Below are 25,959 nucleotides of genomic sequence, written 5' to 3'. Positions count from 1 at the left end.
TCAAGAAGTATCCCAGTCTTGGCTGGGATGATAGTAAACGAACATCCTCCGTTTGAGAAATATGTTCATACTATATATCGACTGAGAGAAGAGGTTTTTTATACCTTCTATTAATTTATTTAATGAAAAGTTTGTGCATATATAAAAAGAAGAACCAGTTCTCTATATGAACTGGTTTTTAGTATTAATGAGTAGCTCCGCCTGAAACTAAAATGTCATCTTCCGTTACAATTGTGGTTTTTACGATAGAAAGCAATCCCTGCACAATCAAATCCAGCGACATACTAGCTTTCCCCGGATGATTCACGGCCTGTTCAGGAAGGTAAGGAATATGGACAAATCCCCCTTTAATACAACAGTTTTGAATCATGTTCATGAGCCCGTAAAACACGTGGTTACAGACAAACGTTCCAGCGGTTTGAGAAACACTGCTTGGAATGCCAGCTTGGCGCAGGTTTTCGACAGCGGCTTTAATTGGCAGTGTCGAAAAGTATGCGGCAGGTCCGTTTTGGATAATAGGACGATCAATAGGCTGCTGGCCGATGTTGTCAGGAATTCGCGCGTCGTCTACGTTAATAGCAACGCGTTCGATCGTAATTTCTTCCCGGCCGCCTGCTTGTCCAACGCAAATGACAATAGAAGGGCTGATTTCTTCTATATACGTATGAAGCTTTGCGATTGATTCACCAAACACAGTAGGAAGAGGCTTAGCGATAATGTGATAGCCTTCAACAGCTACGCCGTCTAAAGCTTTTACCGCTTCTAAGGACGGGTTAATACTTTCACCTTCAAATGGTTCAAATCCAGCTAGTAATACAGTTGTCATTCTATTACTCTCCTTTAAAAGTGATATACAAGGTAGTACATTAATAACGTATTAACAACAAAAACGGATAGCGCAATCGGTACTTGAGCTTTAATCACGGCGTTTTTGTCTTTTAATTCAAGCAGCATGGCAGGTACGATGTTAAAGTTGGCTGCCATTGGCGTAAGAAGCGTGCCGCAGTACCCAGCAAACATGCCGAGCGCTGCCATAATGGCTGGATTTCCCCCGTGCATGTGTACAATCAGCGGAAGTCCAATACCTCCAGTAATAACGGCAAACGCCGCGAAGGCATTTCCCATAACAATCGTAAATAGCAGCATCCCCAAGCAGTAAGCAAGCACAGCAACAAACGCATAGTTAGTCGGAAGAATGTCACTTACAATATCTGATACTACTGTTCCAACGCCTGATTTTGAAAAGATGCCGCCAAGCGCTGCGAGCATTTGCGGTAAAATAACTGCCCAGCCAACTGCTTGAAGCAAGCGGCTTCCTTCTTTAACAGGCACGTCCATTTTTGCTTTGGTGACGCCCAATGAAGCGATAAATGCAATGACGGCTGCGATTGCCAGTGAAATTAAAGTGACTTTTTCTGGGTCAATCAATGCCCAGTTTCCAAACTTAATTTTGCCAAAAAGAAGGGTGCCGATAATCGTAAAAATAGGAATAAATAAAGCCGGTAAAAAGATTTTGTTTTTTAACCTTTGCGCGTGGGCTACTCGTTCTTCAGCAGGTGTTTCCGCTTCATTCGATTTAGTCACGCGGTTAAATGAAGCAAGCAGCACCATAATAATGACTAAACACCCTACATAAAAAGGCGGAATTACGTTGCCAAATAAAAACGTAATGGAAAACAGCGCCCAGAATAGAGAAGATCCTAAACGGTTAGGATGGTTGTGGTCGCGTGCGATTCGAATCGCGATAAAAGCGACAATAATACCGAGTAAGTAGTAAATCGTATCAAGCGTCAGGATGCTTTTCATTTAACTCGCCTCCGTCTTGGAAGATGATGTTGGTTTGTGCTTCGTCATTTTTTTGTGAATTCTTCGGTCTAACTGACGGAAACGAATGGCACTGATCAGCAGCGCTGCGATAGCTGTTGGAATACCCCAAAGCGCCATATCCCAGACGTCAACGTGAATCCCTACAGAGTCAAAAAATCCTTTCATTAAAAGAATTCCACCCGTTGCAATAAAGATATCTTCTCCGAAAAACCAGCCCGTATTTTCAGCTGCCGCTGCGTGAGCGCGAATATCTTCTTTTACTTTAGGCGGAAGCTCTCCGTATTTGGCACGAGCTGCGCCTTCAGACATAGGTGCCACTAACGGACGCACGGATTGAGCATGTCCTCCGATATTTAAGCCAACTGCGGCTGAGACTTCACGGATAAAAAGATATATAAGTAAAACATTTCCAGAAGAAGCGTTTTTCGCTTTTTTGATCAATACTTCCGCTTGTTCCTTTAACCCGTATTTTTCTAATACGCCAAAGATAGGAAGAGTAAGTAAAATAGCCATAGACATATAGCGGTTATCTACAAAGAACTGTCCAAACATTGTGATTACTTCATGCAGTGACAAGCCTGATATAAGGCCCGTCACGATGCCTGCAACGGTTACCACAAGCAGTGTGTTTAAACGAAATAAAAACCCTACTGCCACTAGCAAAACCCCAATTAATTTCAACATAAAAATCCCCCTCCAGTATGTATAGACCGTGCTGAAAAGTCACCTCCATTGCTTTTCTAAAAAAACAAAGATGTTTTGAGTATAAACAATTCTGAAAATTAAAACAAGATGCTTAAGGCATAAAATAGTTTTATTGGTGAAACAAAATTATAGAAGGAAGATTTATATAATGTGCATGGACTCAGAAGTAAAAGAAAGAATTCTGCCAGGGAGTTTGGGTAGTAATTTTTTTAGTTGATCCGTTGAAAACACTTCTCCTAAAATACCAAAAATGGTGTATAATGCTAAAAGATGTGAATATAGAATTATATAGATTTAAACAAAATAAATCTATATGACTATATTTCAAACAATTTATTGAAGGGGGAAGGAGTATTTGAATTGTTCAAATTGCGGCCATTTTAATGATGGCGGGAAGTTTTGCGTGAAGTGCGGTCATAAATTACAAGAAGAGGCAGCTGTCAGCCAGGCGGCAGCTGCATCTGAATATCAGCCTCAGCCTCAACAGCCTAATCAGCGTGTCCGTCAGGCGAAAAAAGTGTCAAAATCATTTTTTAGTTATTTTGCAGAAGGAATTAAAAATCCAACAGCTACAGCACAAGCAGCAGGCGAAAGCCAATTCGTTAATGCTCTTATCACAGTCATTCTTTATGCTCTTAGTATACCTATTATGCTGTATGTAGGCTGGAAGCTATTGTTGATTCAATTTGTTCGAAGCATGTTCAAGCTGCCTATTATTAGTGAAGAGCTGGCTCCATCTGACATGGAGGATTTTAATACAGGCGCTGATTTGATAAAAGCTACAGATATCAACAGCATCATCCACTTCAACTTTACAGATTTTGTCTTTAAACAAGGTATTTTCATTTTTATTGGACTGGCAGTTATTATCGGAGCAACATATGTTGCATCAAAGTTTGGAAAGATAGACGTTTCTTTTAAAGAATTTTTCTCACGCTTTGGCACGTTTTTAATTATTCCAACAGCTCTTCTTTTAATTGGACTTGTGCTTGCATTTCTCCATGTTGAATATTTCTCTTATTTTATGAATTTTGGTTTGCTGAGCATTTTCCTTGTGGTTCCATTTACCATTGCTAGCTTTAAGCAAAGCGGAACAAATGGGCTTGATCATATCTATAGCACTCTTATTGTATATGTAGTCATTACGATTGTGCTGACGTTTATTGCGAATGGTTTAGGAGAAGAAGCCAAAACCATTATTACAAGAATGGGAAACAGCAGTGAATTAAATGATCTATTTTAAGTCGACAAAAAGCATCGTGTACAGCGGTGCTTTTTCATACCATTATAAAAAAGGAGTGTAGAAATTGGGATATTGTAAAGAGTGTGGCCATCAGTTAACAAATGAGCATCAATTTTGTCCAGAGTGTGGACATCCCGTCGAAAGGAAAACGGCTTCTAATAAAGGAGCAGCATCACAGCGTTACGCAGAATCGGCATCATCTTCAGCAGAGGAGAGACGCGAATCAGTAAAGCCTTCAAATAAAAAAACAAAGGTTATAGCCATTTCAGTTATAGCAGCAGCTGCTGTACTTGGCGGTGCTTATTACGGAATAGATAAAACAATGATGGCGCCTAAAGCAGTGTCAGAAAAATTTATTGCTTCAGTAAAGGGCAATGATGTTGATAAAGTAAAACAATATGTAAATGATGGTCAAATTCAATTAGAAGCTAACGATGAGCAAACAAAATCATTTGTTACATATTTGCATGAAAATCCGGATGTAATGAAATCAATCTCTGAAGGGTTAGCGGCAGATAGCAGAGCGCTTGAAGCAGGAGTTCCAAGGGAAGATCACTCTTCATATGCTAAGTTAGAACAAGACGGAAAGAAGTGGGGAATCTTTGATCACTACACGGTCCAAGTAAACCCTGTATATGCAAAAGCTCAGTCTACAGAAGATGCGACAGCAGTATATATTGACGGTCAAAAAGCTGGAACGGTAAGCAGTGACTCTTCTAAAAAGATTGGACCATTTTTACCTGGTACACATACATTAAAAGGTGAAGTGCAAAATGATTACGGAAAAGTTGAAAACGAACAAGAGATTGAAGCCGCCAGCGGAGAAGATGTAAATGTAGAGTTTGATTGGTCAGATCATGCAGTATACATCTCTTCAGATTATGATGATGCGACGCTGTTCGTTAATGGTAAAGACACAAAAACGAAAATTAGCGATATTGATTATTTAGGTCCGCTGCCAATGGACGGTTCAGTAAAACTATATGCAAAACGCGGAGAAAAGAAAACGGAAGAAGTATCAATTAAAAAAGGCATGGAAGATGTTGCGCTTAATTTTGATGAAGAAAATATGACAGAAGCTACGGCAAAAGCATCGGCTCCTTCTAAGAATCAAGAACCAACGGACAAAGGTTCTGAAGCCAATTCTGGAGTATCTACTAGTGAAGTTTCTAGTTTTATTGAACAATATATGTACGCTACAATTTCCTCAATTAACAGTGGAGACTTCTCTATTGCAGCGCCTTATATCGATACTAACGGACCAAAATACAAGGAACAAAAAGATTATACAGCTTACCTAATCAAAAAAGGTATAACAGAGGATTTATTAAGCTTTAACGTCAATAGAGTAACAAAACTCGATGATTCTATGTATAAAGTATATACAACAGAAGAGTATGATATTTCGTACGGAGACAGCTCTGTTAAATATAAAAAATTCAACAGTGTTCATAAAGTAAAAGAGTTATCTGATGGAAGTTTGGGAGTTTATCAGCTTATTAGTTCAACGGAAGTAAAGTAAAAGCTGATAAATAGACCCTGGAAAAGCAAAAAACGTAGTAGGAAATAACAAATAAAAAAAGACGTCTTCTATCAGAAGACGTCTTTTTTATGTATGAGTCCAATTTTACACCCAATACCTGGGATACTGCCGATCTTGAAATAAATTGTTATACACGGTAGAAATCAATACAACTACACACGCACAAATCATAATAATACCTAAGTATCCCCAGCCTGCTTGAGTGTTAATGGCAACAATCGCGCTAGCCGCAGCAGGAGGATGAACGGTTTTGGTAAGAATCATTAAAATAAGAACAAACGCAAGGACAATCGCTATGGTGATAAGACTTCGATGAAATAAACTCCAGATAATAAGTGCAGAAACCGTTGCTAGTAAGTGCCCTCCAAGCACGTGGCGCGGCTGTGATAAAGGCCCTTTATGAGCACCGAAGACAAGTACACAGGTTGCGCCAATCGGAGCAAGAGCCATTGGATAACCAAGCGCTAGTGCAATCGCGCTGCTGATGATAATCGCAATTAATCCTCCGATAGAAGAAACGACTGCATCTCTATAATTGATTTTCGGTTCTTCTTTTAATTCTCCTTTCATCTTTTTCGTATAAGAGCTTAAGTAAGACAGAAAGGGGCTTTTGCTTTGAGAAAAACTTTTTTCAAATTCCATTTCTTATTTCCTTTCTTTTGTGTAAAAGTTATATGTCAAGTTGTATGTCAGAACATCTGCTATAATAAGTTAGTTTATAAGAAAAGAAGGATTACTGAAAGAGGAAAAACGACTTTTTTTAGTGGGAATTCTTTTTATGAACCAAAAAAGGCGTGATAGAAAGGAAAAGGGTCTCTATGTGCAGTGAGGGCAAGAGAAATGTATAATAGATCTAGAGGTGACTAATTATGTATCTAGTAGACTACCATCATCACACGAACAATTCATTTGACTCACAGGCAGTCATGAAAGAAGTGTGCGAACAAGCTGTAAAAAACGGCATAAACGAAATTTGTTTTACCGAGCACTTTTCATTAAATCCATTAGCGCCAACGTACGGTCATATGGATTTCGATAAATATGAACGAGAACTAGCGGAATGCAGAGATCAATTCCAAGACCAGCTAGTGATTAAAAAAGGAATTGAAATTTGTGAGCCGCATTATTTAAAAGAGAAGTATCAAGAAACGATGAAGCAAGAGAACTTTGATTTTATTTTAGGTTCGGTGCATAACATTAATAACATCAAGCTTCGTAAACATTTAGAACTCAACGACAAAGAAGCGATTTACCGCGCTTATTTTAGTGAAATGTATAAGTTAGTAAGCGACGCAGATATTGATGTATTGGCGCATTTAGATTTAATGAAGCGTTATGCGTTTGAGCAATATGGTATTTACGACTTTCATCAATTCAAAGATATTCTTGCGGATATTTTGAAAAAAGCAATTGATCGTAGTATTGGAATTGAAATTAATACTTCAGGTATAAGAGGGAAGCTGGGCGAAGCATTGCCGGCACTTGAAGTTGTTAGATTGTACCGCGATTTAGGCGGAGAAATCTTAACGATCGGATCTGATTCACACTTTGCCGAAACCGTAGGAGCACATATGAAAGAAGCGGTTGAAATGGCGAAACAGTGTGGATTTACGGAGATTTATACATTTGATGAGCGTCAGCCAAAAGGAATTCGTATTTAATAAAAGTGGAGTTTACTTTATTCTAGAATAAATAATAACTGTAAAAAGCACGCTCAAATTAGAGCGCGCTTTTTTAATTTAGTTTTGCTTAAGCTCCGATAAAAATTTCCGGACTTCTTCGATGGTCAGACCCAGCTTGCGGGCTGATTCCATAAGACTTACCCACTCTTGATCGATTGACAGTATATTTTCTTTTTTCATTACGATTCATCCACCCTTTGCCAGGGAACTCAGCTATCATAGCCAAAAGCGGCCTTAGACCTGAAGCTTTGCGTCACTATTTTTCAATAGTTTTGCCCTTATCTGGATAATTTGTAATAGTATTCTTAGTATACAGTTATTTTACAAGATAATATTTGTAAAAGGTGTCGAAATAGGTCGATTATAACAAAAAAATTAAACGTTCGTGAATGGATCTATCAGTTCGTTTTTCGGAACTTTAAATAATACTGAAATTCAATAAATTCTTCTTTGGTCATGCCATCTCGAATGGCTTGTTCAATTAAATAAAGCCACTCTTGATTGAGACTTGGCTTTGAAGTTAGAGGTGGACAGCTGATGTCTCCTTCAATTAATTCATCAATCGTTGTATGAAGAGAAGAAGCGATTTTATCAAGCATTTGAAGAGAAGGGTTATTATTTAATCCTTTTTCTAAATGAGATAAATATGATTTTGAAATATTAGCTTCTTCAGCTAAGCGTGTAATAGAATAACCTTGTTTTAATCGCAAATTCTTAATCTTTTCTCCTATCACTTCAGTTCATCCTCTTTTATTAGTTATTTTTGTTCATTATAACGCATAAAAAGAAATCGTGATCGTTTTTTTATTAAAAATGTTCTTTATAAAGAATATTTTGAGGTTTTTTTACGGGACACATAAACCAATTCATCCACAGTTCATACAATTCATGCACAATAAAAGTAGAAAAATATAGAACAGGAGAGAGAAACATGATGTGGAAAACGGAATGGAGTAAATGGAACACTCATAAAGAATTGCCAAGCGAATTAAAAAAACAAATGAATGGCACGAGCGAAAGTGAACAAGAAGATGCTTTTTATAAACAGCTCGAGTTTGGCACCGGTGGCATGAGAGGTGAACTCGGTGCGGGGCCCAATCGTATGAATATCTTTACCGTTTGAAAAGTCACGGCTGGACTTGCCAATTATATTGAAGAAAACGGAGCGGAAGCCAAAAAAAGAGGAGTGGTCATTGCGTATGATTCCCGCCATTGGTCGAAAGAATTTGCTTTAGAAGCAGCCAAAACACTGGGAGCATACGGAATTAAAAGCTATGTATTTCAGGAACTACGCCCAACGCCAGAATTATCGTTTGCCGTTAGTTATCTTCGTATTTATGCTGGCATTATAATTATCGGGAGCATCCTCCCGCAGAAATAGCGGATGCACCAGTCGAGAAAATAGAAGACTATCAAACTGGAATAAGAACCAACTTACTCACCGTTCAGCAAGAAAATATAGACTTGCTTTCATCCAACGTACTCAAATTTTGGCTACAAGACAGCTCTTAGTTTGAAATTCGTCTGTTCGGTACAGAGCCAAAAGTGAAGTTTTATTTTGGAGTTAGGCAAGAAACGGAAAGTGAAAGTGAAAAGAGATTAAAAGAAGTAGAAACAAACGTCATTAATAGGATCGAAAGTATTGTGTATTAAAAGGGAAAAGATGTGCTGATTGCTTCAGCGCGTTTTGTATGCCAATAAAAATTCACAAGCGTACTATGGATAGAACAAGCCCCATGACCGATAGAAAGCAGGAGAATACATCAGCGAAAAGGGGAAATGTTATGGGGGCATTACGAAATCTGAGTATCTATCGAAAGCTGCTAGTCATGGTTATAATTTCAACAATTTCACTTATTGCGGTCGCCGTGATCAGCTATTTTTACACACAGCGAATTGCTGACAGCTCGGAGTCTATGTACAATGACCGCCTGCAGCCAATCAGGCAGTTAGGGCAAATTCGTACGAATAACCGAGCAATCGATGCCAATACGCTTGAAATGATTTTATCGAAAGATGAAAACTATCAGCGTAAGCGTCTCGATGAAATTCAAGAAAAAGAAGCTGAAAATAACAAGCTTATCGAACAGTATAAAAAGACATTTTTGCTAGATAGTGAAAAAGAAAAACTGGCTCTATACGAAGAAAATATAGGTAACTTAACACAAGCAAGAAGTGAAGCCATACAGCTTGCTCAAGATGAAAAAGGAGACGAAGCCTATAACGTTTTTTCTAAACAAATCGTCACCCTGCGTACAACCATAAACAACACGCTAGATGATCTTCAGACGATAAATAATAACGAAGCAAAAAGCATTTACCAAAAAAATAAGCAAAGCGCAAAATCAGCGGTTACTACTCTTTTACTCGTCAGCGCGTTGGTCATCCTACTTACAATAGGGATTGGACTTCTGATTGCACGCATGATTACAAAGCCTTTAAACAATATTAAAAACCTTATGGAAACAGCAAAAGACGGGGATTTTCAAGTGAAAGGCACCTACGAATCCAACGATGAAATTGGCTCCCTTACCGCTTCATTTAATAAAATGATTGGCGGATTAAAAGAAATGATTATGTCCGTTGGAAACATTTCATCAACGGTTGCCGCTTCTTCAGAAGAACTAAGCGCGAGCGCAGAACAAAACAACAGTGCGATTGAACATATTTCAAGCATCACTGAAAAACTAGCCTCAGGATCCAACCATCAAGTGAATCAAATTCAAGAAAGCTCCACCATTATTCACCGCATTACGAACCAAACATCAGAAGTTGTTGAAAACGTCGAGCAAATCACTAAGCGAGCACTCGACACGGCTGCGATCTCAAATAGCGGAACAGCGACCGTTGAAACAGCAGCCAAACAAATGAAATCAATCAACGAAAATGTCACTGAACTCTCATCTGTTTTTCAAGGACTTAGCGAACACTCAGTGAAAATTAGTCAAATTAACGATGTTATTACAACCATTGCAGATCAAACGAATCTGCTTGCTTTAAACGCAGCTATTGAAGCCGCAAGAGCAGGAGATCACGGAAAAGGCTTTGCTGTTGTGGCAAGTGAAGTACGAAAACTAGCAGAAGGCTCATCCAACTCAGCTCATCAAATTAAAGATCTGGTTGCACTCATTCAAAGCGAAACAGCTCGAACGTTGCAGTCGATGACAACCACAACCAAAGAAGTAAAAGAAGGCCTAGCAGTAGTGGAACAAGCGGGTACATCATTTATGCAAATTAACGAAGCTGTACAGCATGTAGTGGACCAAATTAAACAAATCGGGAGCGCTATTCATAATCTAGCTATAGATACGCTCGAAGTCCAGCAGGCGATTCACGAAGTCAATGGAATTGCTGAAGAAGCGGCAGCGGGCGCGCAAAACGTATCTGCTACAACGGAAGAACAGCTTGCTTCCATGGAGGAAATTGCTTCATCGGCAATGGATTTAGCAAATATGTCAGAGGAACTACAAGAGTTGATTGCGAGATTTAAAATATGAGAAAAAGCATGGAGCGCTTTGATATGCTCCATGCTTTTTGCATGAGAATTATTTAAGCTGCGAAGTACTCCTTACCGTAGTTCTGTGCTCTTTCTTCAACAGTGAAGTTGCAAAGAATTGATATACCCGTTATTAAAAGAAGGTGATAAGATTTAACTAACAAGAAAACGTTTACAAAAATAAAAACAAGTACACGTTACAATCCATGATTTATAAAAAAGGGGTTTGTAGAAATGGAGATGTTAACAACACGACAAAAGAAGTTATTACAGTTAATTATTAGCGAAGAAGAGTACAAAACGATTGATTTCTATTCTCAGAAAATGAAAGTTTCAGAGCGAACGGTGCATAATGATTTAAAGCTAGTTTCTGGCTATTTATCAAAAGGAAGCGCCACTCTTCATAAAAAACCTGGAGTAGGAATTAAAATCAAGGCCAAACCAGATTATAAACTCATGCTGTTAAATGATTTAGATCTAAAGAAAGAAGAAATTGATCCTCTATCAACTAAAATAAGAAAGATGAAAATTATACTGCAGCTGTTATATGCAAATCAGTCGACTTCTCTTCAAAAGTTATCAGAAGAATTTATGGTAAGTAAAACATCGATTGTAAAAGACTTAGAGAAAGTAAAAGAATGGTTAAAGCCCTATGGCTTACTTTTAGTAAAAAACCACGAAGGCACAAGGGTAAAAGGAAATGAAGAAAGTACCCGAAGAGCAATTGCAGGTATTACAAATGAACTTCTAAATTTAAATTATCAGCAGGATTACGATATTCAATCCAGCAGCAGGCTGGATGCCGCGACTTTCTCAGGACTATCCAACTTGTTTGAAGACCTTGAAGTCACACAAGTAGAACACATCATTGAGCGTGCAGAGAAAAAGCTTCAGTATCGCATCAGTCATACGTATTTTCTGAATTTAGTTACACACATTTTAATTTTAATTAAGCGTGTTCGCTCTCATCAGCGTATAGCAGCTGTTAATGAGCCAGAGTTGCATCATCAAACGGATTACGTTTTGAAAATGTATACCATTGCTAAAGAGGTAAGTGAAGAAATATCTGAATGTTTCGATATCAGTATCCCGGAAAATGAAATCCACTATATAAAGCAGTATTTATTGTGTTCGGGGATGGAAAAAGATATTTCACCAAGTAATGTTGAACTATTTGTACACCACGCGGATAGTTCGTTAAAAGAGTTAGTAGACGAGATGGTTCAAACTTCGACCAAGGTAATGAATCTGAATCTGCAAGGTGACAAAGAGCTGTATACAGGTCTGCTCATGCATATTAAACCGATGGTTAACCGCTTGAAATATCAAATTAACATCAAAAACCCGCTTCTAGAAGAAATCAAACATCAGTATTCCGCAACATTTGGCATGACGTGGCTTGTTTGTTCCATCATCGAAAGAAAATTGAATGTAAAAGTAAATGAAGATGAAATTGGATATGTAACGCTTCATTTTCAAGCAGCAATTGAAAGATGCGTAGGGCTAAAAAGAGCTATTGTCGTCTGCCCCGGAGGTATTGGCACATCTCAGCTAATTGCAAATCGAATCAAGCGGCTTATTCCGCAGCTAGAAATAGCTGAAGTCATATCCTTAGGCAGATTATCTCACTTTGATTTAAGCAATATTGATTTTATTATTTCAACCGTTCCTTTACATATTGAAGTGAAGCCGGTCATTACAATCTCTTCGCTCGTAAGTGAAGTGGACATTAAAAATATTAATAACTTTTTTTGGGAAGATACATTTTCGAAAAAAGAAGCAAGTATAACATGTACCAATTTATTTAAAATGCTAGATCCGCAGTTGATTTTTCCTCAGGTGGATTTTACAGATAAAGAACAGCTAATTGATTACTTATGTCATCAGCTTCAAAGCAAAGGATACGTGAAGGAAGGTTTTAAGCAATCAGTTGTTCAACGTGAAAACATAGCTTCTACTTCACTTGGAAATTCAGTAGCGATTCCTCACGGAGAAGATCAGTACGTAGAGCGTTCTAAAATTATTATTGCCACGTGCTCAAATGCGTTGGACTGGGAAGAAGGAGAAGTGAAAATTATCTTTCTACTTGCTTTAAAATTTGGTGAACAAATTGTTGTCAAAGATATACTTACAGATCTGTACAGTATCTTTGATTCTGAGAATACCCTTACTAGATTAACAGAATGTACAACGGCAGAAGAAGTAATGATGCTGTTGGGAGAGGGGACGTAATGGTTATTAGTGAAAGCTTAGTAGCACTTGATTTAAAATCCAAAGATAAATTAGACATCATTAAAGAGCTCGGACATTTAGCTTATTCGTCTGGGAAAATCAAATCAATCGATAAGTATATTGATAGCGTCTTAAAAAGAGAGGAAGAGTTCTCTACGGCTATTGGATATTCAATAGCTATCCCGCACGGAAAGTCTGATCAAGTAGTCGAGCCATTCATTGTATTTGGGAGAGTAAGCGAGCAAGTTGAATGGGATGAAGACGAAGATAAAGAAGTGAAATTGATTTTCTTAATAGGCGTTCCTTTAGCTCAAAGCGGGGATGTCCATTTGAAAATTTTAGCTAATATTAGCCGGGAGCTTATGGATGAAGAATTCCGCGAAGAGTTAATTCACGCTCCTGGTGTAAGAGAAGTATGTTCAACACTTAAAGCAATAGCACTATAAAATTTGAGGAGGAATAAACATGAATATTGTAGGAATTACAGCTTGTCCAACAGGAATTGCACACACATATATGGCTCAATCTGCTTTAGAAAAGGCTGGAAAGAAATTAGGACATAAGGTGATGATTGAAACGCAAGGAGCAATGGGCATTGAAAATGAACTAAAGAAAAAACAGATTGACTCAGCGGATGTTGTTATTTTAGCTGTAGGCTGTGCCATTGAAAGAGAAGAAAGATTTAACGGCAAAAAAATATTAAAAGTAGGAGTAGCAGAAGCCATTTCCAATCCTCAGAAAGTACTGGAACAAGCAGAAAAGCTTATGACGCAAGAAGTATAAAAGGAAGCGGGAGAGTGGTGCTATGAAAGAGTTTTTTAAGATCTTAAAAAATCATTTAATGACGGGTGTTTCCTACATGATTCCAGCGGTTGTAGTGGGAGGTATTTGCATAGCAGCTGCGTTAGCTACAGGAACACCTGGAGAAAATGGAATGGAAGTCACCAACCCTTTAATGAATAACATCTTAAGTATTGGTACAGCTGGATTTACAATGATGGTTCCGGTTTTAGCAGGCTATATCGCTTACTCGATTGCGGGTAAGCCTGGCCTTGTACCGGGGATGATTGTTGGCTATATTGCGAACACACCGATTGGTGACAGTGAAGTAAAAGCAGGATTTCTCGGAGCAATTGTTTTAGGATTTTTAGCCGGCTGTTTTGTTCAGTGGGTAAAAACCTGGAGAGTGCCGACTATGCTTCGGCCAATTATGCCTATTTTTATCATTCCGATTACTAGTTCACTCGTAATTGGTTTAGGATACATCTATTTATTAGCCAAGCCGATTGGGTATTTTATGACAGCTATGACGGAAACATTAAAACAAATGAATGGATCAAGTTTGGTTTTATTAGCGGTTATCTTAGGATGTATGATTGCATTTGATATGGGAGGCCCTATTAATAAAGTAGCCTGCATGTTTGCCTTTGGAATGATGGCAGAAGGCGTGTATACCATTATGGGGATTATAGCAATAGCGATTTGTACTCCTCCTCTTGGTTTAGGACTGGCTACCTTATTAAGCAAGAAAAAATACAACGATCAAGAAAGACAAGCGGGAAAAGCAGCTCTTGCCATGGGGATGATAGGTATTACAGAAGGAGCCATTCCGTTTGCCGCAGCCGATCCTTTTCGAGTGCTGCCTTCTATCATGGTAGGGTCTGCCACAGGAGCCGTCATTGGCGCCCTTGCTAAAGTAACTGATCATGCTCCTCATGGAGGACCGATTGTATTATTGGTTGTCGATCATAAGCTTTGGTATATAGGAGCTATTTTAGCAGGAACAGTCGTAACAGCCGTCATGGTTAATGCTTTAAAGAAAGATGTAACAAAAGAAGTGCCTGAAGAAGAACCGATGGATCAACAAAGTATCAGCGTCTAAAAGTCAATAGCAATCCCTCGAATGAACAATATGTGTATACATATTGTTCGTTCCATTTTAAAGGGGTGTTAACTATAAAAGGAGGAAGTATCATGCAAAAAGTAAACATTAATGAAGTGGTAAAAGTAATGCTCAACATGCAAGACAAAGGGGAGGCGGTTACGCTTCTGGGAATTGGACCAATGTCTAAAACGTTATTAAAAGCTTGTTTTGAATTAGGAAAAGAAAAAGATTTTCCGCTATTATTTATCGCTAGCCGCAACCAAGTAGATGCAGCAGAACTAGGCGGAGGCTACGTGTGTAACTGGAATCAAAGAACGTTTACTCAAACAATTGCTGAAACCGCAGCTGAAACAGCGTTTGACGGCTTGTATTACACGTGCCGAGATCACGGAGGCCCGTGGCAGCGAGACAACGAAAGAAATGAGCATTTAGAAGAAGAGCTGGCAATGCAGTTAGGTAAGCAGTCATACTTAGAAGATTTAATTAACGGGTTTGATTTGCTTCATATTGATCCAACAAAAGATCCTTATGAAATGGGAAAAGTTGTTCCGATGGAAAGTGTGCTGAGTCGTACAATTGAATTAATTCAGTACTGTGAAAGTGAACGAAAACGATTGGGATTAGCTGAAATTGGCTACGAAGTAGGAACAGAAGAGACAAACGGGGGGTTAACTTCAAGAGAAACCTACGAAACGTTCATTCAAACATTAAACAGCGAGCTGGAAAAACGACAATTGCCTACTCCAACCTTTATCGTAGGTCAAACAGGAACGCTTGTAAAAATGACAGAAAATGTAGGAACCTTTAATTCTAAAAATGCTCAAGAGCTAGCAAGCATCGCCAAACAGTATGGAGTAGGTCTGAAAGAGCACAACGGAGATTATATCGACGATCATATTTTGCTGCAGCATTTGCCGCTTGGCATCACCGCCACAAACGTTGCTCCACAGTTCGGAACGGAAGAAACGCGTGCGTACATCGAATTAGCAAAAGTAGAAGATCAGCTTGCTCGAGATGGACTCATTGAACATCAATCAAATGTTGAATACGTCTTAACGCTTCAAGCGATTAAAAGTGAAAGATGGAGAAAGTGGATGGTAGGGGATCAGCGCGAGCTGCAAATCGAAGATATCCTCCAGCAAAAAGAACTTACTGACAAAATTTTAGATATTGCCGGTCACTATGCATTTAACCATGAAGAAGTAAAAGCTGAAATTCAAACGTTATTTCATAATTTACGACAGTGCAATATTGACGGAGAACGCTTTGTTATTAATCGAATCAAACGTTCTTTAAATCAATACGTGGAGTGTTTTAACCTGGAAGGAAGTACTACTAAGATCTTAAAAGAGATTGGTGTAGAGGTATAAACTATAAAAGGCCGTTGATATTTATCTCAACGGCCTTTTATAGTTAGAATATTTAAAATAAATAAAACTTTAGTATTACTAAAATCCAATTATTTTTATATTATAGATTTGTTAGTTACATATGCCTAGAGGGAGGGAAGTAATGGTTTTGCACGGAAATTAAAAATAAAGGGGATATCTATGAAAAAAATAATGAAGAAGAGTGTATGGGGATTATTCATTTTATTAGTAGGAGCTGTAATTTTTCCACTCAATCAATCAGCTTATGCTGAAGCTTCAAAACCAAAGCTTATTTATGAAATAGAAAAAGGTCAAAATTATAACGTAATAGATGCGTGGGATAATGGAGGAGTACTTTATCAAAAGCAGCAAGAGAACTATAGTGATGATCAAGAGTTTGGCGTCATTATTAATGGACAGAAAAAATGGAGTATCAAATCTTTAACGTTATTTTATATTGGAGATACAAAAGATAGCTTATATTTTTATAAGAGAAACGATAATAACTCCAAACAGCTTTATATTATAAGCAAGACAACGTGGAAACAAGAAACGGTTAATATACCAGAACTTGTGTTAAGCAAAAGCGTTATCGCTCCAAATGGCATGATTTATATGGCAGGAGGAGAGCCTGAAGAAAAAAACTTCCTTTATGCCTTTGATTCAAAAGGGAAACTAAAGTGGCATAATGAATTTGTTGCTATAGGAATTACTGAATTGCTAGTGGACAAAAGCAGCAACCTGTATGCTAACGGTATAGAAGGTGTAACGGTATTTGATCCTTCTGGAAAAGTGAAATGGAAGAAATCTGGAGGTTCTGTGTTTGCAACAGATCCACAAAATAATATGATCTATTTTCAGGAAGGGTACCCGTCAAACTTATACGGTTTAAATGCAAACGGCTCTACAAAATGGACAAAGAAAATGACTGTGGATGTGTGGCCAGCACCTACTTATGATTCTACTAATAAAAATCTTTTAGTAGCAGATAACGAAGCAGGTATTTTATACAGCTATGATGGAGTAACAGGACAAGCAAAGTGGAACGTAAAAAGTGATGCTCCTTTTCCAGTAGGAATGGGTGATTATCGACCTTCCGCTACCCCTGTTATAGAAACAGGGAAAAGTGGAACAACTTATTATTCGGCTCACCGAGGCGATTATGCACCAAAGGAAACATATATTAAAGCCATTAGCAAAGAAGGAAAAGTAAAGTGGACATTGAAGACAAATGAATTAGTTTCGATCAAGGAATCTGTTAATCAAAGTGTCTATCTAGCAGGAAAAACAACTCTAACGGCTGTACAGTCAAATGGTAAAAAAGCATGGGAGACACCAGGTGATTTTTCAAAAGTACAATTTATATCAACTGATAGTGGAGAAATCTATTATTCCCAAGGAGCTAAAGTTTATCAAATAAACGATAAAGCAGCGCCTGTTGTCCCAGCAGCACCAAAAGTGAATGCGGTAAGTGATCAAAATACAGCAGTAACAGGCACTACAGAAGCTAATGCCACGGTTTACGTAAAAGTTGGGAGTAAGACATTGGGAAGTGGCAAGGCAAATAGCAAAGGGGTATTCAGTATCAAGGTACCGAAGCAAAAAGCAGGTACCAAGCTATCGGTAACAGCTCAAAATGCAGCGAAGAATACTAGTACAGCAACGGTAGTGACGGTACAGGACAAAACAGCTCCATCCGCACCGAAAGTGAACAATTTGACTAGTAAATCAACTCACGTCATAGGCACAACTGAAGCTAACGCTACAATTGAAGTAAAAGTAGGTACTAAACTTATAGGAAGCGGAAAAGCCAATTCAAAAGGAAGCTTTGATGTAAGAATTCCAAAACAAAAGGCAGGAACCAAAGTAGATGTTTTTGCAAAAGATGCTGCCAAAAATCAAAGCAAAACGACTAAGGTAGTAAGTAAATAATCGTTTGAGATAAAAGCTGTCTCATAGGTCACTAAATGTGTCTTATGGAACAGTTTTTTTAGATAGATAAGAAAAGTTTATTGCCTAATGAAGGAAAATAAAGATAGTTTGGATATATTACAATTTATTTAAAACTATAGATTCACTGAAAGGTAAATCTTTTTATCTACTTTAAGTAAAAATAAGTAAATATATATACCAAAAGTATGTGTTTTGTTATAAAATAGTTTTGCTGCAAAATATTACATAAGGTCTTTGGTCTTATAACCTGAAGACAAAATTATATATTAATTGGAACGAGGGGATTTTATTGCCTAAAACTGCACCTGTACTTATTTTTTCAAATAATGATTATCCAGAGTTAATGAAATTCAAGATTTATGAAGGTTGCTATTTTATGCCTTCTAACGTAGCTGTACATACACAAGTGAAAAATGCTGACTATTTAATAGACAGCAGTGGTTCAGGAGTATACAGAAGTCAATTTATTATGAATCCAAACGACTGGGTTGCTGCTTTAGAAGAAGCCGGTCATCATATTTCAGGTGACTTTATCGGTCGAGATATGCGAGGTTCATTATGTGGATTTATCAGTAATAAATCTGCTCAAGAAAGTATGATTATCCCAGATCCTTTTGGAAGCGCTATTGTCTTCTATTACCGCTCGCGTTCAATTACTGTTTTCTCAACGGATATTGATTCAATTGTTAGCGTGTTAAGCAGTGTAGGTATTTCACTTCAAAAATCTATGGATTATTTAAATGAAGTTATTGGAACAGGGAATGGAGGCTTTTTTGAATCAAGCTACGAAGAGATTCAAGCGCTTAAACCTTTTGAATACGTAACTTCTACTAACAATAGTTTCTCGATCGATGAATATAGCTGGAAACAAGATTTCTTCTCAAGTGATAAGTCATATGAAGAGCAGCTTACGCTTGCTGTAGAAGAAATTAAAAATAACATAAAAGCGGTTAGCAACTATAAACGTGCAGCTCACAAAATTTCTCATTTAACAGGTGGGTTTGATTCGCGCTTAGTATTGGCTGGTATACTAGGTACGGATTCAGGGCAATCTTATCGTTTTTTTTGTTCGGGCCGCCCAAATATGCCGGATCGATATACGGCTGAACGACTATGTTCTGAATTTGGGTTAACAATGACAGAATACAATGGTTTTAATGCATTAAAGGCACCACAAACGTTAGAAGAACGATTTTTATGGCCATTGGACTTCTCCAGTGGCATTCTGGCTGCGTCTCCGCACCGTTTTTATGAGACGAACTCGAATATTGTGCTAAGCGGCGGTTACGGTGAATGCTTTAGATCATTTTTTGGTTCAAGGGCAGAGCTCGAGCAAATCCATGATGTAGATTCTCTAATGCCAACTTTATGGGGGAAAATCTTTTTTGATAAAGACACAGATAATGCTTTGCTGTCGGAAAAATTTAAAAAGCGGTTTTCCCAAAAGATTAAGCAATTCTTTAATGATTGCCGTGAAAATGGTCTTCGTGAAGATGCATATTTAGATTATATGTATCTCGTGATTCGAAACAGATATTACGTAGGAGTGACTTCTCACCGCTGGAGTAGTTTTGGGGCGCGGTTTGACCCGCTTTATACGCTAAACGGTATTAAGTGTGCGTTATCTGTTCCTCAGGAGATGCGTTCTGCAAATGTGGTTGGTATTGATCTGATGAATCGTTTATTTTCTGATTTATCGACTTTGCCTTTTGATCGAGAGATTTATACAGAAACGTATTCTAAGCTGCGCGGAAACGTGACAATGAGAGAGTTTAAAAGTGAAAGACGTCCGAAGTTTGCGCTAAGCGAGATGGTTAAGCCTGTTGAAGGTATGAAAGCTCCAAAGGCTCTGCCTGAACATATTGAAAGAGCTAAAAAGCTTAGAGCACCTCTTTGGCAAGTCGTTGAATTAGGTTCCGTGCAAGAAAAATGTTTGGAGTATCTATCAACAATGGAAACAAGAGAAATTGATGCGATGTTTAATCGTAAAATTCTATTTAGATTGCTGCGATCACCAAATTTAAGCAGCAGAGTTCATATTCGCAAAGTGTTTTCAGTGTATTCTATTCTCCTTTGGTATTTTGCCAAAAAAGAAACACTACAGCCTATTGGGTAAAAAGAACTTGTGCAAAGGAAGTCATTTAAATAATGGCTTCTTTTTTTTATGAAAAAATTCACTATGTAAAGTCACTAATATAAAAAGAATTATGAAAAGGTTTCATGACTAAAGTTGTGGTTATAAATAACTATAAGTTGGTATAATTAGCTGAAAAGTTTAAATTGAACGTATAAGAGGGGAGCTAATAACGCTAGAGATGTTAATTGGAGTCAACTAAATAGATAAAAAAGTATATTTTGATTCTGGGGGAAGAAAAATGACGAGAAAGATATTGACAGTTTGTTTGATTATGTGTTACTTGTTCTCTATTGGAAATTATGGAACGCCTGCAAAAGCACAGATTGCAGATGGAAGAATAGAAGACCTAATCTCCTTTACACTGGCAGAAAAAACGGTATTAATTCCTAACTATCAAACCATTACGATGAAATTTGATTCAAATAGTAGGATTCGCCAAGTATACGTTAACTATAAGATTCCTGCTGGAGGATACATGCAGGTTTCTCTGTTGAACAATGGAAATGGTGCGTACGAGGGAAGTATTGGAAGTTTTTTTAGTAAAGAAGGAGAATGGAAGGTTTCCTCTATATGGGTTGAGTATAACGATGGTCGTTTTAGCATGTATGATGACGTAGAAGAAGGAGGGTTCTATGAGTTAGACGAAGGGAATTTTAAGACCACGTCTTATCCCGATACTGCTGGGCCAGTTTTTAACGGAATTAATGCTAACAGTAAAAAAGTGAATTTATATGATTCAGTAAACGTTATTGTAAATGCTTATGATGAATATAGCGAAATAAAACGTGTGAATGTTGAGTACAAAATACCTCAAGGTGGGTATGTCTCTTTTGACGCTACCAACATAGGAAGTAATCAATTTAAGCTGCAGAATTTATATTTAGCTACATATGGATATATGGGACTAGGCCAGTTTGAATGTGTATCTGTCACGTTGATTGATAAATTTAATAACCAGACTTTTTTGTATGACTATGGAGATAATTTTCGAAATGCAGATTTAAACGGAGGAGATTTCACAGTAGCAGAGCGGGATGTCACTGCACCGTTTAAGCCAACTGTTTATGACATTGGAGATCAGGACTCCTTGGTGCAAGGCTTTGCAGAAGATTATGCAACGGTCACAGCAAGAATTGACGGAAATGTAATAGAAACTACACAAGCGCAGTCTGGTGGATGGTTTTATATGTATATTCCTCGTCAACAAGCAGGAACGAAAATAACGTTTACAGCTACAGATGAAGCTGGCAACGAAAGTGAGCAAACAGAAGTCACTGTTCAAGATCGAACGCCTCCATCTGCTCCTCAAGTATATACAGTAACAGATCAAGATACAGTTGTTGCTGGTACAGCAGAAGCAGGAGCTACTATTAGAGTCATAGGAGAAACAAATACTTATGAAGGAACGGTCGACAACCAAGGTTCATTCCAAGTGAATATAGATCGTCAAAGAAGTCTGTCTTCATTAGACGTAATAGCAATTGATGGTACAGGAAATCAAAGTGAACGAACAGTTGTGACGGTAAATGATAAAACAGCACCGCCTACACCGAGCGTTAATTCAGTCACTGATCGAGACACTACGGTTACTGGAACAGCAGAAGCCGGGTCATCTGTTAGTGTAAAAGCAGGAAGTACACAAATTGGCAACGGAGTAGCAAATGAAAATGGTAGTTTTACAGTTTCTATTGCGAAACAAAAAGCGGGAAGCAAACTTGCGGTAACAGCTAAAGATGCTTACGAAAATACGAGCGGAGAAGCTCAAGTTATTGTACGGGATAAAACCGCACCAGCAGTCCCAAAAGTAAATGCCGTTAGCGATTCTTCTACTGCCGTCACAGGAACAACCGAAAGCAATGCAACGGTTTATGTAAAAGCAGGCAGTAAAGTAGTGGGGAAGAGTAAAGCGACAAGCAAAGGTACGTTTAGCGTAAAAATTCCTAAACAAAAAGCGGGAATAAAATTAAGTATTGTTGTACAAGATACAGCTAATAACACGAGCAAAGCTGTAGAAATCATTGTACAAGACAAAACTGCACCTACAGCACCAGTTGTAAATTCTTTAACTGATCAAGGAGAAACAATAACAGGAACATCCGAGCCAAATGCTTTCATTACAGCAAAAATTGATAACAAAGTAATTGGCAGTGCAACATCAGATATAAAAGGTAACTTTTCCATCAAAATAGGAAAGCAGCTCGGAGGAGTAAAAATAAGTGTAACAGCTCGAGATAAAGCGGGAAATAGCAGTACAACAAGTGAAATAGTTATTGAAGACAAAACACCTCCTGTCTCTCCAAAAGTGAATTCTATAACTGATCAAGATGAGAGTTTAACAGGAACAGCTGAGCCTAACTCTCGTATCACAGCGAAAGTAGGAACAATAACAATTGGAACAGCTACGGCTAACGATAAAGGCAGCTTTTCTATACGGGTTAGAAAACAAAAAGCTGGAGCAAAAATCAGTCTATATGCAACAGATAAAGCAAATAACGTGAGCTCGACTGCTTATGTAAGTGTTACAGCTAAAAAGAAAGTGCCTTCTGCTCCAAAAGTTAACGAAATAGGAGACAATACTACGACTATTACGGGAACAGCAGAAAGTAATTCAACGGTTACGGCAAAAGTCGAAACGGTCGTTATCGGAAGCACTAAAGCAGGGAGTAACGGACAATTTTTAATGACGATTTCTAAGCAAAAAGCCGGAACAAAAATAGCTGTGAATGCCAAAAATAGTACGGGAGAAAGTGCACCTACAACAGTTGTGGTTAAAGATAAAACAGCACCTTCTATACCAACAGCAAATAGCATTACAGATCAGCAAACAGTCGTCACAGGAACAGCGGAACCTAATGCTCAAGTAGATGTAAAAATAGGTACGACGGTTATTGCAACAGGAATGTCTAATGCTAAAGGGGAATTTAAACTTACCATTCCTAAGCAAAAAGCCGGAACAAAAATCTTTGTTACAGCAAAAGACTTAGCTGGAAATGTAAGTGCAGCTCAAACGATTACCGTTCAAGACAAAACAGCGCCATCACCTCCTGCAGTAAACAAGGTCACGAGCCAATCTACTTCTGTAACAGGTACCACAGAAGCAAATGCAAAACTTACAATTAAAATAGGTACTAGGCTAATTGGCAGCGGCGCAGCGGATGCCAAAGGGCAGTTCAAAGTCGCAATAGCAAAGCAAAAAGTAGGAACTAAGCTATTGATTACATCAACCGATTTAAGCGGAAATCAAAGTGTAGCTAAAACAGTTACCGTAGTTCAATAGAAAAAAGAGTCCTTTTCTACTTGTAGAAAAGGACTCTTTTTCGGTTTTAATTAGGTTTTAAATCAAGCATGATATAAAGTCATATCTTCAACATTATAGCATAAGGATTCGACAAATATAAACAAAAAGTTGAAAAAATAGACGATTTAAGGATTTTATCAACTTAAGTAAAAAAAAGTAAAAAAATTAAGCGTGCCTCTGGCAAGTATGAAATTGTATCCGATATTAGAAAAGAGTGTTTTTTATGCAATATTACTAGAAAAATAGAGAAAGGTAAGGCGAAAAGAAAATGAAATTTATATTAAGAGTTATACTAGGACTAGCTGTTGTTTTAACTCCACTATCCTGGTTCTCTACAGCAGAAGCAGCAGGAATAGAACCTCTTGTGTCAGTAGAGTTGACAAATGATTTAGGTAGCAAAAATAGTATTACGATTCGCCCCTCAGGGTTATATCTTATTAAAGACCAAGATATAACCCTACAGGCGAACAAAGACTATGAAGTGAAAATAGCAGGCGCAGGTGTATCCTTATATCAAGCTAAAGAGAAAATTGGAGAGTTTTCTAGATTTGAAGTTATACCTTCTACATACGATGCTACGCTTTCTATTAATGGACAGCCTTATCTAGGAAACATGTTATTTAAAAATGAAAATAACAAATATGTTCGACCAGTTAATACTCTTCCAATGGAGGACTATTTAAAAGGAGTAATTCCAAGAGAGGTATATACATCATGGGAATTAGATACATTTAAATCTCAAGCTATAGCTGCAAGATCGTATGTATTAAGTTTGCATGGTAAATTAATTAATGACTCAACTCGTTATCAAGTTTATGGAGGATACAATTGGAATGCTCGAACATCTCAAGCTGTTGATGAGACTTTTGGACAAGTTATCACATATAAAGGGAGTACTGTAAATGCAGTGTACTCTTCAAGTAATGGAGGAATCATTGAATCGAACACAAACTTTTGGGATACTCCTGTGAATACTTATTCTCAAGTTAAAAATGATCCTTATGACCCTCAAAGAATATGGACAAAGACTGTTCAAAAGCAACAAATTAATTTATCAGGAAAAGATTTGAAGAAGCCCGAACAATGGTGGGACACAACAAAAGAAGCTGATAAAACTATGACAGACCGAATTAAAAGTGAAATGCTTAAAAAGGATTTAACAGGAAAAGATATCAAGATTACAAGTATTTCAAAAGTGAATTTTTACGAGCCTACTTCTGGTAAACGCGTGACAAAAGGAGACCTTAGCGTTAAATACATGGTTAAAAATGAATTTGATAAAGATGGACAAATTGTTGAAAAACAATGGGATTTAACAGGAAGTCTTGCAGAGGATGTTATTCGTTTAATTGATGGGAGCAGTATGCTCAGTAAATACGTAACGGATATTAAAGACAATGGAACATCAATTGTTATTACGGGTAAGGGATTTGGTCATGGAATTGGTTTGAGTCAATTTGGTGCGAACAGTATGGCAAAACAAGGGAAAAACTATCAAGAAATTCTCGCATTTTATTATCCTACGACTCTTTTAACAAGCGCCTATGATACAGCTTACCCAAGAGTATATAAAGTATTGCCTAATGCGCCGGAAGTAAACGATATCACATCAGAAGATACGAAAGTTACAGGAAAAGCAGCGCCTGGAAGTATCGTGTATGTGAAAAAAGGCTCAACGTTGTTAGGGCGTAGTACAGTATCCAGTCAAGGTACATATTCAGTATCTATCCAGCCGCAGGCAGCTAAAACGAAGATTGGTGTAGTCATTAAAGATAGTGTGGGATACAGTGCGTATACGTACAAAACAGTCGTACAAAAAGTAACCAAACCAGAAGCGCCAACCATTAATAAAATCTATGATCAAGATACATCGGTCAGCGGAATAGCTGAAGCAAACAGTATTGTATATGTAAAAAAAGGCTCAACAGTTCTGGGAAGAGGAGTAGCAACCAAGCAAGGAACGTATAGCATTGGGATAGCATCTCAACCTGCTAAAACGAAAATTGGCGTAGCGGTAAAAAATAGCGCCGGGTACAGTGCGTACACATACAGTACAGTAGTGGCAAAATACAAAGCACCTAATGCACCAGGCGTTAGTGATATAACAGACGAAGCCACAGCGGTAACAGGAACGACTGAAGCGAGAAGTCGTGTATATGTGAAAGCAGGTACAAATGTGATTGGTACAGGCACAGCAAATAGTAAGGGTGCATTTAGCATTACCATTCCAAAACAATCAGTGAATACGAAAATAGGCGTAACGGCAAAAGGAAAAGGTGGATATAGTCCTTACACCTATAAAATAGTTATATCTTCTGGACCTTCTTCTCCTAATGTAAATCGCGTTCGCAGTATGGCTACAACGGCTACAGGTACAACAGAAGCTAAAAGTACTGTCTATATTAAAAAAGGCTCGGAGCTAATTGGAAGAGGCGTAGCAGATAGTAAAGGAGCTTTTTATGTAACGATTAAACCACAGGTAGCCAAGACTAAAATTAGTATTACTATTAAAAATCCAAAAGGCAAATATAGTCCGTATCGTATTCTTACGGTAGGCTAATAAAAAAGCCGGAACATGTAAAATTTCA

Annotated in this window: 19 protein-coding genes, 1 pseudogene and 1 riboswitch; of the genes and pseudogenes, 14 read left to right on the top strand and 6 right to left on the bottom strand. The window is 37.8% G+C overall.

The genetic code is table 11. From position 1 onward, the window contains the following. Positions 1 to 184 precede the first annotated feature (184 nt). From pcp to ACWATA_RS18845, 3 genes are read right to left on the bottom strand one after another with little or no spacing between them, the layout of a single operon-like run. Positions 185 to 826: a pyroglutamyl-peptidase I gene (gene pcp, locus ACWATA_RS18855; protein ID WP_473050087.1), complete on the bottom strand. Its 642-nt coding sequence runs from the start codon at positions 824 to 826 to the stop codon at positions 185 to 187. Between the two features lie 14 nt (positions 827 to 840). After that, positions 841 to 1,806, bottom strand: a complete 966-nt coding sequence (locus ACWATA_RS18850) for a DUF979 domain-containing protein (protein ID WP_473050086.1) — start codon at positions 1,804 to 1,806, stop codon at positions 841 to 843. Continuing rightward, positions 1,807 to 2,511 carry a DUF969 domain-containing protein gene (locus tag ACWATA_RS18845; RefSeq protein WP_223546380.1) on the bottom strand — a complete coding sequence of 235 codons (705 nt, stop codon included), beginning with the start codon at positions 2,509 to 2,511 and terminating at the stop codon, positions 1,807 to 1,809. A gap of 376 nt (positions 2,512 to 2,887) precedes the next feature. Between ACWATA_RS18845 and ACWATA_RS18840 the strand changes: the two genes are divergently transcribed. Next, positions 2,888 to 3,775: a zinc ribbon domain-containing protein gene (locus ACWATA_RS18840; RefSeq protein WP_473050085.1), complete on the top strand. Its 888-nt coding sequence runs from the start codon at positions 2,888 to 2,890 to the stop codon at positions 3,773 to 3,775. A gap of 64 nt (positions 3,776 to 3,839) precedes the next feature. Further along, positions 3,840 to 5,297 carry a zinc ribbon domain-containing protein gene (locus tag ACWATA_RS18835; protein WP_028414287.1) on the top strand — a complete coding sequence of 486 codons (1,458 nt, stop codon included), beginning with the start codon at positions 3,840 to 3,842 and terminating at the stop codon, positions 5,295 to 5,297. 105 nt (positions 5,298 to 5,402) lie between these two features. On the opposite strand, the gene ACWATA_RS18830 is transcribed toward ACWATA_RS18835, so the two are convergent. Then, positions 5,403 to 5,960, bottom strand: a complete 558-nt coding sequence (locus ACWATA_RS18830) for an HPP family protein (protein WP_049163258.1) — start codon at positions 5,958 to 5,960, stop codon at positions 5,403 to 5,405. A 227-nt stretch (positions 5,961 to 6,187) separates the two neighbouring features. Between ACWATA_RS18830 and ACWATA_RS18825 the strand changes: the two genes are divergently transcribed. Then, positions 6,188 to 6,979, top strand: a complete 792-nt coding sequence (locus tag ACWATA_RS18825; protein ID WP_473050084.1) for a histidinol-phosphatase HisJ family protein — start codon at positions 6,188 to 6,190, stop codon at positions 6,977 to 6,979. Between the two features lie 78 nt (positions 6,980 to 7,057). Here ACWATA_RS18825 and ACWATA_RS18820 read toward each other — a convergent pair whose 3' ends face one another. Continuing rightward, positions 7,058 to 7,180 (bottom strand): anti-repressor SinI family protein, encoded by a 123-nt coding sequence (locus tag ACWATA_RS18820; protein WP_081732894.1) that lies wholly within the window; start codon positions 7,178 to 7,180, stop codon positions 7,058 to 7,060. A gap of 20 nt (positions 7,181 to 7,200) precedes the next feature. Beyond that, a riboswitch (cyclic di-GMP riboswitch) is annotated at positions 7,201 to 7,287 on the bottom strand. A 111-nt stretch (positions 7,288 to 7,398) separates the two neighbouring features. Then, the gene (locus ACWATA_RS18815; RefSeq protein ID WP_028414284.1) at positions 7,399 to 7,734 is read right to left on the bottom strand and encodes an XRE family transcriptional regulator; all 336 of its coding nucleotides are present in this window, start codon (positions 7,732 to 7,734) and stop codon (positions 7,399 to 7,401) included. 197 nt (positions 7,735 to 7,931) lie between these two features. Between ACWATA_RS18815 and ACWATA_RS18810 the strand changes: the two are divergent. From ACWATA_RS18810 to ACWATA_RS18760, 11 genes and pseudogenes are all read left to right on the top strand, one after another. Then, a pseudogene (locus tag ACWATA_RS18810) lies at positions 7,932 to 8,372 on the top strand (phospho-sugar mutase); the annotation flags it as partial. Between the two features lie 412 nt (positions 8,373 to 8,784). Continuing rightward, positions 8,785 to 10,497, top strand: coding sequence for a methyl-accepting chemotaxis protein (locus ACWATA_RS18805; RefSeq protein WP_473050083.1), 1,713 nt, complete (start codon positions 8,785 to 8,787; stop codon positions 10,495 to 10,497). 233 nt (positions 10,498 to 10,730) lie between these two features. After that, on the top strand, positions 10,731 to 12,728 hold the full coding sequence (locus ACWATA_RS18800) for a BglG family transcription antiterminator (RefSeq protein WP_473050082.1): 1,998 nt from the start codon (positions 10,731 to 10,733) through the stop codon (positions 12,726 to 12,728). After that, the gene (locus ACWATA_RS18795; protein ID WP_217028504.1) at positions 12,728 to 13,174 is read left to right on the top strand and encodes a PTS sugar transporter subunit IIA; all 447 of its coding nucleotides are present in this window, start codon (positions 12,728 to 12,730) and stop codon (positions 13,172 to 13,174) included. Before ACWATA_RS18800 ends, ACWATA_RS18795 begins: the two co-directional genes overlap by 1 nt. Before the next feature lie 19 nt (positions 13,175 to 13,193). Then, a complete protein-coding gene (locus tag ACWATA_RS18790) occupies positions 13,194 to 13,511 on the top strand; it encodes a PTS fructose transporter subunit IIB (protein WP_028414279.1) in 318 nt (105 codons plus the stop codon). A gap of 22 nt (positions 13,512 to 13,533) precedes the next feature. Continuing rightward, complete coding sequence (locus ACWATA_RS18785) at positions 13,534 to 14,610, top strand: PTS fructose transporter subunit IIC (protein WP_033578279.1); 1,077 nt, start codon at positions 13,534 to 13,536, stop codon at positions 14,608 to 14,610. 92 nt (positions 14,611 to 14,702) lie between these two features. Further along, positions 14,703 to 15,983 carry a class II D-tagatose-bisphosphate aldolase non-catalytic subunit gene (locus ACWATA_RS18780; protein ID WP_473050080.1) on the top strand — a complete coding sequence of 427 codons (1,281 nt, stop codon included), beginning with the start codon at positions 14,703 to 14,705 and terminating at the stop codon, positions 15,981 to 15,983. Between the two features lie 180 nt (positions 15,984 to 16,163). Further along, on the top strand, positions 16,164 to 17,915 hold the full coding sequence (locus ACWATA_RS18775; protein WP_473050079.1) for an Ig-like domain-containing protein: 1,752 nt from the start codon (positions 16,164 to 16,166) through the stop codon (positions 17,913 to 17,915). A gap of 310 nt (positions 17,916 to 18,225) precedes the next feature. Continuing rightward, the gene (locus ACWATA_RS18770; RefSeq protein ID WP_473050078.1) at positions 18,226 to 20,052 is read left to right on the top strand and encodes a hypothetical protein; all 1,827 of its coding nucleotides are present in this window, start codon (positions 18,226 to 18,228) and stop codon (positions 20,050 to 20,052) included. 259 nt (positions 20,053 to 20,311) lie between these two features. Further along, on the top strand, positions 20,312 to 23,350 hold the full coding sequence (locus tag ACWATA_RS18765; protein ID WP_473050077.1) for an Ig-like domain-containing protein: 3,039 nt from the start codon (positions 20,312 to 20,314) through the stop codon (positions 23,348 to 23,350). A 289-nt stretch (positions 23,351 to 23,639) separates the two neighbouring features. Beyond that, positions 23,640 to 25,931, top strand: a complete 2,292-nt coding sequence (locus tag ACWATA_RS18760) for a SpoIID/LytB domain-containing protein (protein ID WP_473050076.1) — start codon at positions 23,640 to 23,642, stop codon at positions 25,929 to 25,931. Positions 25,932 to 25,959 lie beyond the last annotated feature (28 nt).

Source organism: Priestia sp. USM5 (assembly GCF_058323215.1).
The sequence above is the reverse complement of the archived record's forward strand: the minus strand, read 5'-3'. Positions and strand labels throughout refer to the sequence as shown.